This is a genomic window from Paenibacillus sp. CMAA1364 (assembly GCF_054373195.1).
In genome coordinates, this window is sequence record NZ_JBITNB010000001.1 from 360,593 (window position 1) to 373,673 (window position 13,081).

The following is a 13,081-nucleotide window of genomic DNA, read 5'->3' on the forward strand; positions in this document are numbered from 1 at the left end:
ATATTATTTTTCTCTTCAGCATCTCTTAAAATAAACTCTGATCAATCTTGATAACAACCTTCCTCACATTAGAGGGTATTGTCTCAGTAACACCCGGTCGATGAATATCACCAGGGAATAACACCATGAACATACCTGGAGTCAACTTGATCATCGTCTCATTCTTCAATTCAGTAAACAGTACGAAGTCATCCTCTGAATTATAGGTTTGGGATGGTTCTATATTCCCATCTTGCCATTGCCAGCCGATCGTTTCTTCTCCTTGAATCAAAAAGTGAATATCCAGAAACCGTTCATGTTTCTCTGCGTTTTGCTCCACCTTGGATTTCGTTGTGATCCCCATCAGCAGTGCAAACATCTTATCGCCCGAAATCGGGTATCTCCCTTCTTCAAGTGTGCTGAAATCAGTCTGTACCAGAAAGTCAATCGCTTGTTGCAACACCGGGTGTGCAAATTGTCTTTCTTCTGTCCACCCCTTAGTCGAACCTACAATCATGCTCAATCCCCCCCTTTTGTTTGCTCTTATGTCTGTCCTTTTAGTAGGATATCTTGCATATTTATTGTAACTTTAGAACTCTCTCTATAACAGGAACGTATCTTTCGACAAATGATTCACAATATTTAGATCGAAGAAATTGTTCATTTTTTTTAGATCATTCCCTTTAAATCTTTCAATATCTTCCGACTTTTTTTGTTAGAAGTTGATCCAAGCGAATATTATAGATATATCAGTGTGTTAAACGCTTTCACTTTGGTGAATAGAACGGTACTTTTGTGGGCTGACACCTTTTATTTTTTTGAAAATACGGCCAAAATAATTAATGTTCTGATAACCTACTTGTTCCGCAATAATATAGCTAGGCAGATTAGTTTCTAGCAGATCTTTCGCAGCTTGATCAATTCGAAGTAAGTTTATCCAATCTATAAATCCTGTTCCCGTTTCTTTTTTAAAAATAGTGCTTAGATAGCTTTCACTCATATTAATCATCTCCGATGCGTATCTCAGGGAAATGTCTTGTGTAAAATTCTTTGTGATATATTCAATTAACGTTGTAATATCATCCCGGGACGATTCACGGATGATACGATTACCCATGTTCTCTTTCACTTTGGCATACATGTTACGTATTTCTTCCCAGTTGTTGACCGCACCATATGATTCTGACCGAAGTGTAATACCTAGTAATTGATTCGAAACATGGATCAAGTTCTCTACAATCTTTGTCAACTTAGCGTCATCATCATCTTCTATTTCGAGTAGAACAACCATTTCTCGATAATCAATCGCTACCGGTTCGCTAGCAAGATAATCCTCTAGTTCAGATAAAATGAGATGTTTCAATAATTGGGTTGTCGTTAATTCAGACACCCCTTCACGATGATGTCGCGTTCTCATGACAAAAAGATAGCTATGAGGTGGTACCTCTATCGTTTCTTCAGAATGCATGAGATAATTACCTTCCTTCACATCCTGAAGATTGATTTGTAATTGTTGCGTAATAGCATCCTGTCTTGTTTCGTGTAACTCTAATCGATCAGGTTGAGACATTCCGTGCGACTGACCTTTGGTAATCTTACCTGCGACTTCAATCATGAGTTCTAACAATTCAGCAGGTTTTAGTGACGTCTTCAACATATAATCTTCTACCCCAAGCTTCATCGCCTTTCGAACATATTCGAATTCATTATGACTGCTAAGCACAATGATAAGTGTATTGGGATAGCGCTGTCTTACAACTTCAATCAATTCAAGTCCATTCATACGAGGCATCATAATGTCAGTTAATAATATGTCAGGAACCTTTTGTTCCATTAGTTCAAGCGCCTTTTCTCCATCGGGTGCATCACCAATAAATTCAAAATTATGTTTCTCCCAATCGATTAACGATTTAACGCCTAAGCGCACTAGCAACTCGTCATCAACCAGCATCACTTTTAACATCATCGTCAATTCCTTTCTGTACTCTCTTTATGGGTAACTTATACTCCACTGATGTTCCCTGTAGTGGATCACTTGTGATATGAATTCCGAATGCTTCCCCGTATTGCAGTCTTATTCGCTCATGTACATTCTTAACTCCCAATCGTTCAGGTGGTGGCTCGCCAGGGCCAGCCGCTAATAATCGATGAATTTCATCTAATCTACCATCTGTAATTCCTACACCATTATCCCAAACAACTAATTTGAAATTCTCTTCTTGTTGGAAGGCACGAATGACGATACGTCCCGTACCATTCATGGGTTCTATGCCATGAAGTAAACAATTCTCAATAATAGGCTGCAACATCATTTGAATCACTTCTTGATCCATCAGATCATCCGCAATCTGCATGTCGAACATTACCTTTTCATGATATTTCATCTTCATTAAGTGGATATAGTTATCTATATAACCCAGTTCCTCTCGTAAAGGGATAAGACTGCCGCCTCTGCCAATGCTTCCTTCTAAAATACCACCTAGGTTAGAGAGCATATCTCCAACTTCACCGTCATTGCGAATATATGCCATCCATTTAATATTGTTTAATGTATTTAATATAAAGTGCGGATTAATCTGTGCTTGCAAGGCACGAAATCGCATATCTTCCTTCTGTTGGTATTCATCCTTTACATTGATTAGTAGCCCACGTATTTCCGTAACCATTTTGTTGTACGTTTCAATAAGCGAGGATATTTCTTCAGGTCCAGTAATTGAAATAGCAGAATAAAAATTTTTATCTTCTAATTCCTGCATCCTTTTTTTCAATAATTTAAGAGGTTGTGAGATCCCGTAAGATATAGATAACGTAATAATGGAAAAAACGATAAAGATCACAGTGAAAATAACGATATTCGTTTGACGAATTTCGAATATTTCCTTAAATACAGTATCGTATCGAACCAATTGTACGATTTTCCATCCATTGATCTTCACTGTATCGTAATTGACAATCCACTTTTCTCCATCCTTCTCGATAATCTCCTGGCCTTTTGTAACCTGCCATATCTTAGGTATGTGAAGTTCTTCTTTTAGATTTCTTCCTATCATTTTCTTATCTGGACTCGAAATAATTTTATCCTTTTTGTCGATGAGATATATACTTCCTTCAAGCCCCGATAAATACTTTCTTATATCTTCCTCTGTCACACTAAATACAACCACACCTATATTTTTACTCGTTTGAATATCTGTTATTGTTTTTACTAGAGTTATAATTGATTTCCGATCCGTATACAATAAGTTCTTATCGTTGAACATCCATTTGAACTGATAGGGTTTCTTCATCATTTCCTTATACCAATCAGATTCAATATATTCCTTAAGAAGACTTTCTGGCATATAACTTGTACTCAGCCAATTGCCATATCGATCGAATAAGGTCAAGTATGTATTTGTGAAATAGGAGCTGAAGCGACGATTTAGAATATTGTCATTCAAACGCAACTTCTCATATTCACTAAATGCTCCAGGATCTGAGAGAAGTTTAGTTACACTAGGGTTTACCGTGATATTGACTGAAGACTGTAGCATATCCTGTAGAAATAATTCTAAGTTAAAATTAACTAGAAACAACGCATCTTGTGCTGATTTTCCTATTTTACGTTCAATGACCCTTTCTAGTGGCTTATCCATAATATAGAATGTTAGTAGAAAAGGAATAATTAAGAACAGTAGAATGGAGAAAAATATCTTGTTACGAATCGTATTTCTTCGTCTCAGAAATTCTCGAATACTTTTCACGTTATGAACACCTCTCTCATGTTGTTGTGAAATCAATATATTGTATGATCGTTAGTCAGTATAAGACATCATATTATATTGTACAATATAATGATGTAAGCGGTATTACAAAGAACTATATACTACTATTGTTATATTCTTACGTAAATAGGCAATCGTACATTATATACGATTGCCTATCCAATCTAGCTATATGCTTGCTACTTCAAGATTTCATATAAAAGGTAATTGTCTCTAGAATCTCAGTATTTAGCGCTACTAACGATTCATGATCTTCTGCTCTTACTGGAAGTAGTGGTAATCTTGGTTGTCCCGTTTCTATTCCTCTGATACTTAAGATATATTTGCATGCGCCATACAACGAAGGGTAACCTAACAATTTAAGTATAAATTGATTGATTTTATTTTGCAGTATCTGTGCTCCGTTCAGGTTGTTCTCCACATAAAATTCATTTAGTTTACAGAACAATTCTGGCATAACGCCATAAGTTCCACCAATTCCACCATCTGCCCCCATAATTCTACCTGCTAAGAACTGTTCATCCGGACCATTAAACACGAGGAAATCTTCTCCACCATTCTGTTTAAACTGTTGAAGTTCGAACGTACTCTCCCCAGACATTTTAACACCAATCACCTTTTCCTGCTTCGCCATTCTTTTGAAAAGATTCATCGATAGATTAAATCCAGTTGTCTGTGGGATATTATATATAATGAAAGGTAAAGTAGTACTGTCTATCATTTGTTGCCAATGGTTCTCCACCGCTGCTTCTGATAGTCGATAGTAAATAGATGGTACAGCAGAGATCACATCTGCTCCACATTTCTCAGCATGCTGAGATAATTCCACACTCTCTCTAGTAGAATTAGCACCTACATGGACGATGATAACTAACTCGCCTTTCACTTCTGCCATCACGGCTTCTAACACTTGCTTACGTTCTTCTAACGTCTGTAGAATACCTTCACCAGAACTTCCACCAACATAGAGCCCCTTAATACCGGTCGTTACGTAATATCTTGCTAGCTTCATTACACGATTCTGATCGACATTTCCCGCTTCATCATATACCGAATACATCGCGACATAAATACCTTCATATGTTGAGATTAATGTTGTGTCCATTGTCATTTTCACTCCATTTTCAAGTTGAATTTAGATTAGAATTTAGAACTATAGTTGAATATAATCTCCTACCTTATTATTAGACATAAGGTAGGAGGGACGAGCACTAATTCAGAAGTGATTGTATTGTGTATTCTTCATAGACTAAGTGATCTAAAGTGAATTTTGTATTATTCTCTTCGAACAAAATTCCAATGTTACCGTTAGGCAATTCTGTCAAACTGGAATATGCAAATTCACCAGAACGAATGATCTTTTTAGAAATCCAATCAAATGAATATATAATTCTATTATTTTTATTAGGATCAGCACTAATATACGTACCATTTTCCTTAAGTAGTCCTACACGAATAGCACCATTGGATCTAGTTGTTGCAGCAGGGTTAGCAAATATGACCGCCTGTCTTCCTTGAATCAATTGACTATAGTTAATGATAGACAATTGACAACCCGAAGAACTACTCATAATCAATTCATTGGATAATTCGACTTGATCATCCCAAGTCAATCCACCATCAAAACTTGTTGCAATGGCTGTCTTACCATTCGTTCGAACAAACATTTTGATTTGTCCGTCAGGCATTTCGATAACCTGTGATTCATGTAGCTTCTGTGCGCCTCCAATTCTTCCGTTGTTTGGAGATTCACCTAATATCCATGTTAACCCGTTATCATCACTATACATAACAGCACTATACTCTGTGCTATTTAAACTTGATGTATAGTACATTGGCACAAGTAAACGCCCAACATGGCTTCCATTCTTTAGTTGAATACCCACACCAGGTGCTGTCCCTAAAAACTTCATGTCATTACTTTTAATCTGATTATTAATAATTTGGGGTTTGGACCAGGATGCTCCTTGATCGTCTGAAAAGGACATTATGATAAATGCTGTTGCCTCTACACTTAATGGAGAATTCTTGTAAAATATATTTCCAGCTGGGCTACCATTATTCAGCAGTTCAAAATCATCGTTTACTGAATATGTTGTAAATGCTTGCGTCGTTGAATCGACTACTCTTTTATCAGCTGCTACGTAAAACTTTTTCCCTGTTGAATTTACCAAGGTTAAATACTTTATTCCGTTTATATCGGTGTAGCCGCTAGAGTTAATGGAATTTGCTTGCCCCACGCCACCTTTGAACGCATCTACAAAGTGAAAAATACGATTATTGTTTCCCTCAACTACAACACTATCAATATAAGATGCACTGTTGTTTAATTGGCTAGTTGGAACGTTCGGATAGTCTAGGAAATTGAGTAATAATGCGGGATTTGTCCAAGTTGCTCCACCATCCAGACTCCGTCGAATTCCAATATCGATATTATTCGGTGAGTCATTACTGTCTCCATATCGGATGTCTGCAATTGCTAGAATGTTGTTACTTTTTGTTGTCAGTAACGATGGAATACGGAAGGCTGGTGAATTCCATTCATCCTTATCGAATAGAAAGGTAGATCTAACCGGATTATAGATAGACGGCTTAGTGAATAGAATGGCATCCACATTAGAAATCACATCTATGAACAATTGAAAACTGGTTACTCCGCCGATGAATGGATATTTGTTAGCATTCGAACCATTTCGATCGGTTAATCCTATCTTGGCAGAATTAGCACCAGGTATTACATTAAAGAATCCATATCCTCGCGTAGTAACGAAATCATTTAATCCATCAACGAATACCTTTTGACCATCCAAAAATATAGTGTATCCAACAACTGGATCGGCAGTTAAAACAATAGAATGCTCTCGATTACTAAGCAATGGAACTCTAACACTTCTCTTCTCATAATCCCCGCCAGTTTGATTACGAATTTCAAATCCTACCGTATTAGACTTCACATAAATGTGAAAATGAGAATTAGGTGTTGCTGTGCTTTTATTGCTAACACTGAATAAAGATTGCACGCTAGATGAATTTGAAGTTGTAAATCGTATAGCGATAGATCCTTTATCGAGATTCCACAGGTTATTTCCTGTGAAGGATGGTGATAAATCGTAACCTGAATGATTGGCAGCAAAAGTTATATTATTGGTACTAATGACTGGAGTATATATTTGAGCATTCACATTCGATGATGTTAACACAGTTGAAAACAACAGGACCATCGCAACAAAACTCAATTTTAAACTTGTCATATTTCTCCTCCAATATTATGAAATTTTATGCCTTTCCACACATATTTATACAATCTACTTATATAGTTACTTTATAAACCACCTTATTTACAACTTGTTCATCAAGTTCATGCGCACCCACTAAATGGGTATCTTCAGGGAAACAGATTAGAAAATATCCAGGTTCTAAATACCCTTTGAACTTGAGGTCCGATGTCACATCACCAAAATAAATATCATTCTCTTCTATATAAACAGTAAGATTAGAAAGACATGCTACGTTGCTGACTTCCACATATTCGCGTCCCTGTGTGACGATGTGAATATCAATATAATGTTTATGAGCTTCGTAACGACATTCGGCTTTAGGCTTCGTTGTAAAAGATACTAGGTTTTTTTTGAAATCTATCGTTTCCATAGACTCTGTGAATTGACCTTTAACCATATCGTCCAATGCATTCTTTAACCTAGCATTTGTAAAGCTATACTGTCCTGCATTTGTAATCTTGTCATAAATCATATCATCACACCCGTAACACCCGTAATCTCTTTCACGCTTACTTTTCTATCTTCTTCTTTAGATAACGTAAGCGCATCTGCTGTAGCAATCGAAGCCCTAGCTGCCGTACCATCGAGCAACGGTTTGAATTCTTCTTCTACTACCCCACCTTGCATGATGGAATGGAAATAGTTCATTTCTTGATTCATAATGCCATGTAACCATAATGGAGGTGTATGGTTTGGTTTGCCATACATAATGGCGCCATCCATTTCTAATCCTTTATAAATTCGCGTCCGGTCATCATCGACCTCTTGACTTTCGTGGAGAAGAAATTTTTCTTCTCCTTCCGGTGTTTTCAGAACGACTTTCACATCCTGCAAATCGATAAGAATGGCTCCTTTGGAACCTTGTATTTTGACATAATGTTCTCCCCATCTAAATGCCGATCCATATTGAAGTGTTGCAAAACGATTGTTGGCAAATTCTAACGAAATGAATAGCATGTCGTCCTCATCACCATACTGTTCACCCACATGGGCAACGTTACCACCCATCATGCATACTCGTTCAGCTGGGCCCATTAGAAATTGAATGAAATCGAGCTCATGTATATGATGGTAAAGGTGTCCACCCGAGACTTCCCTTTTCTTCTTCCAACTAATCTCATCTTGAACTTCTTCCCAACCATTGCGTTCAGCATGACAGAATAGAATATCACCGATTCTTCCTTCGTTAATCAATCGTTTAGCAGTTCGAACGCCGTTCATGAAGTTCATGACATGACCAGCCATAAAGATCACACCATTTTGTTTCGTTTTTTCAATCATCTCATTGCAGTCTTGATACGATAAAGCGATAGGCTTTTCGCAAAATACATGTTTCTTATTCTCTGCTGCACATTGTACGGGATGCTTATGAAATCCATTGGGAGAAGCTACAATCACAGCATGAACATCCGGTCTACTACATAAAGACTCGATACTATCTTCCACATCACATTGTAATTCTACGGCCACTTCCTGCGCATTAGCAGGATCATATACAGCTACAACTTTAGCTCCATCCAAAGCTCCAATTAATCTCCCTAGTCCAGCTCCAAAGTAACCCGTACCGATAATCCCATAATTTATGATGTCCACAATGAAAATCTCCCTTTATCATATTATTATTATTTAACTGAACCATCCGACAGTCCACCTGCAATTTTCTTCTGAATTAACATAAAGAAGACAATGGAAGGTAGAATTACGATAACAGAAGCCGCCATCATTTCTCCCCAATCGAGGATTTCAGATCCATTTAGTGAATATAACGCAACGGAAATTGGCATTTTCGCTGAAGAATTAATCAATAGTAAAGCGAATAAGAATTCATTCCAGGAATTGATAAATGTATAGATCGCTGTCGCTACAATACCTGGAGATACGATGGGCAAGACCACTTGAATGAATACTCTCATCTTCCCTGCTCCATCTACTCTAGCTGCTTCTTCAATTTCAAGCGGAACGGTTTGGAAGAAGCCTGTCAGCATCCAAATAGCATAAGGAATAGAGAATGATAAATACGTGATCACGAGTCCGGTCCATGTATTCACGAGTCCTAATTTTACGATGATAATAGAATATGGAACTGCAAGTAAGATTGGTGGAAACATATACGTCGTAATGAGAAGTTTGGTCATTTTTCTTCCTGTATTCGGGAAGAATCGAACAATTCCATATGCACATAGAGCGGACACGACGATGGAGATCAATGTAGCTGCTAGAGAGATCAACAAACTGTTCTTAATATTTCTGAAAAAATGCAAATTATTTAATACTCTATCGTAATACACCCATGTAAAGTTCTTCGGCAAGAATGATAATGGGTGACTAGACATCTCGCCAGGTGACTTAAATGATGATAAGATGATCCAGATTAAAGGAAAGACAGCAACAATAGCAGCGATAGAAAGAAATACATATAAAAGAGCAATAACCGTGCGACTTCTACCTACAGTTCTCATTAGCGATCCTCCCTCTCCCATTTATTCAGTAGTTTGAAATATAGTAAACAAATGGTTAGTAAGAATAGTAACAGAATTACAGTAATTGCTGAGGCTACACCAAGTTGCTTCATACCCCATCCTGCTCGATATGCGAAAATAGGTAAAGTCATCGTCAAGTTGGATGGTCCACCACCTGTAATTAAATACAGAAGATCAAAGTTATTAAATATCCATATCGTACGAAGTACGAGCAGTAACCCAATGACACCACGGATGTGTCGTATGGTAATTGACCAGAACGATTGCCATGCACTAGCTCCATCCATGAAAGCCGCTTCGTATTGTTCGGAAGGTATGGTTTTGAGTGCCGATAAAATATTCACCATGAACAGTGGAGAGCCGAACCAAATATTAATGAATACAACAGCACCAAAGACAAAGTTAGGATCGGCAAAGAAATTAATATTACTATCTGTCATACCCATAGCTGTCAATAGATTCGGCATGAATCCATATACATCGTTAAAGATCCATTTCCATGTAAAGGCAATAACGATCGCTGGAAATGCCCATGGGATAATGAGTAACGTCCGAAAGAAACCAGAGTATTTCGGTATTTTATTCAATGCCAATGCGGTCGCGAATCCTAACAATAGTTGTCCTAAGATAGAATACACTGTCCATTTAATCGAATTATAAAAAGCAATATAGAAATCCGGATTAGTTAACACAAACTTAAAGTTGTCTAACCAGACCCATTCCACACGCGTTTTGATTAAATGCTTAGAAGTGAAACTGAAATATAGACTTGAAAAGATTGGATATATCAATAATAAGACTACAATCAATATGGCTGGAAGGATAAATAACAAGCCCGTTTTGTTCATATTCCTAAACTTCTCACTGATGACCCTCATCGGATGCACCCCACTTTTCGAAGATGATGTTAGAATATATACTCCTTTCCCCTAAACAATGCACCCTTAGCCATAGAGAAGGGAGGAAGATCATTCCTCCCTTCTTAAGTTATTGTGCTAATTGAAATAAATCGTTTAGCTTTTTCTCTGCCGCAGCTGCAGCAGCGTCTACAGATTCATTTTTCAGAACGATATTTTGGAACATTTCTTCGATCACACTTTGGCTTGTAATAATTCCTGCTTCAATACTTGGTTTATATTCCATACCGATAGCAGTCCCTTTATCCACAGCATTACTAATCACTTTCACTGCTTCACTAAACTTTGTGATCGTTGGATTACTTAAGAAAGCTGGCTCTTCGGAAATATCCTTTAATGCAGGTAACATACCCGCAGGTACGGAATGTAAGAACTTGATATATTCTTCTTTTTCATACAAACTTTCTACAAAGGCTTTAGCAATCTCAGGATGCTTACTCTTCTTCCATACCACCATTGGAATGTTTGAAGTTTCTATACCACGTGTTTCATCACTTGCACTAATCTTTGGCATGGGTGCAGCACCGATATGATCTAATAATGCTGGAGAGTTCGTCTCGATACCTCCGATATGAAACCCACTGTTAAAGTCGAATGCCGTTTTACCTTGATAAAATAGTGTCGACTGATCCAACGTTTTAAAGTTCAATGAACCTGTTGGAGATACTTCTTTATACATCTTCACCCAATAATTAATCCCATCAATGGCAGCTTTACTTGTAAGATTGGCCTTTCCGTCTTCAGTTATAAGCGTCTCACCTGCCGAACGAACATAGAAGTTCAAGAAACGAGTGGCAAGCAAATCACCTAATCCCATTGGAACAGATAGTCCATATACATCCTCGGGATGGTTAATTTTTTTAGCTGCTTCAAAAAGCTCATCCCATGTTGTAGGTACTTCTAATCCAGCTTTCTCTAGCAAGTCTTTGCGGTACCACATCACTTGGGCATGAGAATACAATGGAATGGAATAATTATTACCATCTACAGTTCCTTCTTTCAAAGGAGATTCATAGAAGCGGTCACGACCAATATTATCAATCACATCATTAATTGGAATGATCGCCTCAGCATCTAACATCTCAACGACATGATTCGGTAAAGCGGTACTAACATCAGGTACTTGACCTGACTGTAATCCTGTCGTCCATTTTGTATAAAATTCAGACCAAGAGAATGTTTCAATTGTAACTTTCGCCTTTGGATGCGCTTTCATAAATGAATCTGCTGCTTCCTTCATGAATTCATTTCTTGGCCCCTGTGTAAATGAGTGCCATACTACGATCTCTCCATTTAATTCTTCTTCTTTTGGAGTGTTGTCGGTTGTGGTGGTAGGTTCTTTCGTTGCATTATTTGCGGAATTCGTCTCTGCTCCTTGACTGCACGCACTCACGAATAACATCATCAACACAATTAGAATCACAGGCAATTTTCTTTTCATATACCATGACCTCTTTCTTGTTTATTAGTATAAATCGAACATACATAAACAAATAATGCTACCCCTAAGCTATCGTCTGTTTGAAACAATTCCTAACAATAACCTCCCATCAACATCCCCTTTCTTGTATAAAGTATGATAAACCATCGATCTCATAGCGAATATTGATCTTCTTCTCTACTGTACTCATTAACTTTAACTAAATTACTCAAAATTTTGAACATAGTAAACCACTTATTAGTAGCACAAATCGAACATAAAGTTAAATTATTTTATAATCCACGCACTCGCTGACGATACGTATAAGGTGTAACTCCAAAATGTTTCTTGAACGTTCGAGAAAAGTAGTTGGGATCTTCAATACCTACCATATAAGCGATATCAGAAATGCGTTCATCTGTTTCTAATATTTTTTTCGCCGCCTCTGTCATTTTTAATTGGATCAAGAACTCACTTGGTGATTTCCCCGTATCCTGTTTAAATAATCTTCGAAGCGTAGTTGAACTGATATTGACCATTTCACTTAACTCTTCAACACTAATATTTCGTTTGTAGTTATTCAGCATATAATCAAGTGTTATTTGAACTCTATTGTCATTTTTATTATTTAATTTAATCGTCCTCGGTTTATCCACTCGATTGAATATTGCTTCTGAGGAATTAATTAAATAACCTACAATGAGTTCCAAATAGCCTCTAAGTGTAAAGTATCTTCCCTTAAGAGATGAATCTTTCTCCTGAATAATAGAACCGAAATAATATTTAATCAGATCGTCATGGCACTTGACCAACGTATCGAACCCCATGATTTCAGACCATACTTCAATATCACCTAAAGCAATAGTAGCTGTAAACCGAATACTTATAAAAGTGAAATCATCTGAAAAAGCCTCGCAATGCAGTTGGCTCCCTTGTGGAATATACACGATATCATTTTCTACCAATTCATAAGACGTATCATCAATAATAAATCGAGCTTTACCTTTTTCAATGAATCGAATCATAGAATATGGAATGACGGACTCATAATACGTCCATTGATTGGGAAATGAATATTTCTCAGCATAAAGAAAATTCAATCTAAATGCTTGCAAGAGGTTGTTAGATTCCATATGTATATACCCGCCTTTCTTATGATGTGATGTTGATCTGCACTTGATAATAAACAATCGAGTAGGAGGGGGCGACTAGCCCCCGACCTCTCACACCACCGTACGTACCG

General features: G+C 37.3%; 11 protein-coding genes. All 11 read right to left on the reverse strand.

Annotated elements, in window-relative coordinates; all coding sequences use genetic code 11:
- Positions 1 to 25: 25 nt before the first annotated feature.
- Entirely contained in the window at positions 26 to 496 is a 471-nt protein-coding gene (locus ACH8E3_RS01825; protein ID WP_458630868.1) for a YhcH/YjgK/YiaL family protein, read from the reverse strand.
- 240 nt (positions 497 to 736) lie between these two features.
- On the reverse strand, positions 737 to 1,945 hold the full coding sequence (locus ACH8E3_RS01830) for a response regulator transcription factor (protein ID WP_458630869.1): 1,209 nt from the start codon (positions 1,943 to 1,945) through the stop codon (positions 737 to 739).
- Complete coding sequence (locus ACH8E3_RS01835) at positions 1,920 to 3,722, reverse strand: sensor histidine kinase (RefSeq protein WP_458630870.1); 1,803 nt, start codon at positions 3,720 to 3,722, stop codon at positions 1,920 to 1,922. The genes ACH8E3_RS01830 and ACH8E3_RS01835 overlap by 26 nt, the downstream gene beginning before the upstream one ends.
- Positions 3,723 to 3,927: 205 nt before the next feature.
- Positions 3,928 to 4,848 (reverse strand): dihydrodipicolinate synthase family protein, encoded by a 921-nt coding sequence (locus ACH8E3_RS01840; protein ID WP_458630871.1) that lies wholly within the window; start codon positions 4,846 to 4,848, stop codon positions 3,928 to 3,930.
- A gap of 106 nt (positions 4,849 to 4,954) precedes the next feature.
- A complete protein-coding gene (locus tag ACH8E3_RS01845; protein WP_458630872.1) occupies positions 4,955 to 6,994 on the reverse strand; it encodes a sialidase domain-containing protein in 2,040 nt (679 codons plus the stop codon).
- A 58-nt stretch (positions 6,995 to 7,052) separates the two neighbouring features.
- Positions 7,053 to 7,493 carry a YhcH/YjgK/YiaL family protein gene (locus ACH8E3_RS01850; protein ID WP_458630873.1) on the reverse strand — a complete coding sequence of 147 codons (441 nt, stop codon included), beginning with the start codon at positions 7,491 to 7,493 and terminating at the stop codon, positions 7,053 to 7,055.
- Positions 7,490 to 8,614, reverse strand: a complete 1,125-nt coding sequence (locus ACH8E3_RS01855; protein ID WP_458630874.1) for a Gfo/Idh/MocA family protein — start codon at positions 8,612 to 8,614, stop codon at positions 7,490 to 7,492. Before ACH8E3_RS01855 ends, ACH8E3_RS01850 begins: the two co-directional genes overlap by 4 nt.
- Positions 8,615 to 8,643: 29 nt before the next feature.
- Positions 8,644 to 9,480 carry a carbohydrate ABC transporter permease gene (locus tag ACH8E3_RS01860; protein WP_458630875.1) on the reverse strand — a complete coding sequence of 279 codons (837 nt, stop codon included), beginning with the start codon at positions 9,478 to 9,480 and terminating at the stop codon, positions 8,644 to 8,646.
- On the reverse strand, positions 9,480 to 10,349 hold the full coding sequence (locus tag ACH8E3_RS01865; protein WP_458630876.1) for a carbohydrate ABC transporter permease: 870 nt from the start codon (positions 10,347 to 10,349) through the stop codon (positions 9,480 to 9,482). The genes ACH8E3_RS01860 and ACH8E3_RS01865 overlap by 1 nt, the downstream gene beginning before the upstream one ends.
- Before the next feature lie 139 nt (positions 10,350 to 10,488).
- A complete protein-coding gene (locus ACH8E3_RS01870; RefSeq protein WP_458630877.1) occupies positions 10,489 to 11,859 on the reverse strand; it encodes an ABC transporter substrate-binding protein in 1,371 nt (456 codons plus the stop codon).
- 272 nt (positions 11,860 to 12,131) lie between these two features.
- The gene (locus ACH8E3_RS01875) at positions 12,132 to 12,971 is read right to left on the reverse strand and encodes a cupin domain-containing protein (protein ID WP_458630878.1); all 840 of its coding nucleotides are present in this window, start codon (positions 12,969 to 12,971) and stop codon (positions 12,132 to 12,134) included.
- Positions 12,972 to 13,081 lie beyond the last annotated feature (110 nt).

Coding starts and splice junctions, on each gene's coding strand:
- ACH8E3_RS01825 (WP_458630868.1), bottom strand. CDS start 496: ATGATTGTAGGTTCGACTAAGGGGTGGACAGAAGAAAGACAATTTGCA.
- ACH8E3_RS01830 (WP_458630869.1), bottom strand. CDS start 1,945: ATGATGTTAAAAGTGATGCTGGTTGATGACGAGTTGCTAGTGCGCTTA.
- ACH8E3_RS01840 (WP_458630871.1), bottom strand. CDS start 4,848: ATGGACACAACATTAATCTCAACATATGAAGGTATTTATGTCGCGATG.
- ACH8E3_RS01845 (WP_458630872.1), bottom strand. CDS start 6,994: ATGACAAGTTTAAAATTGAGTTTTGTTGCGATGGTCCTGTTGTTTTCA.
- ACH8E3_RS01850 (WP_458630873.1), bottom strand. CDS start 7,493: ATGATTTATGACAAGATTACAAATGCAGGACAGTATAGCTTTACAAAT.
- ACH8E3_RS01860 (WP_458630875.1), bottom strand. CDS start 9,480: ATGAGAACTGTAGGTAGAAGTCGCACGGTTATTGCTCTTTTATATGTA.
- ACH8E3_RS01865 (WP_458630876.1), bottom strand. CDS start 10,349: ATGAACAAAACGGGCTTGTTATTTATCCTTCCAGCCATATTGATTGTA.
- ACH8E3_RS01870 (WP_458630877.1), bottom strand. CDS start 11,859: ATGAAAAGAAAATTGCCTGTGATTCTAATTGTGTTGATGATGTTATTC.
- ACH8E3_RS01875 (WP_458630878.1), bottom strand. CDS start 12,971: ATGGAATCTAACAACCTCTTGCAAGCATTTAGATTGAATTTTCTTTAT.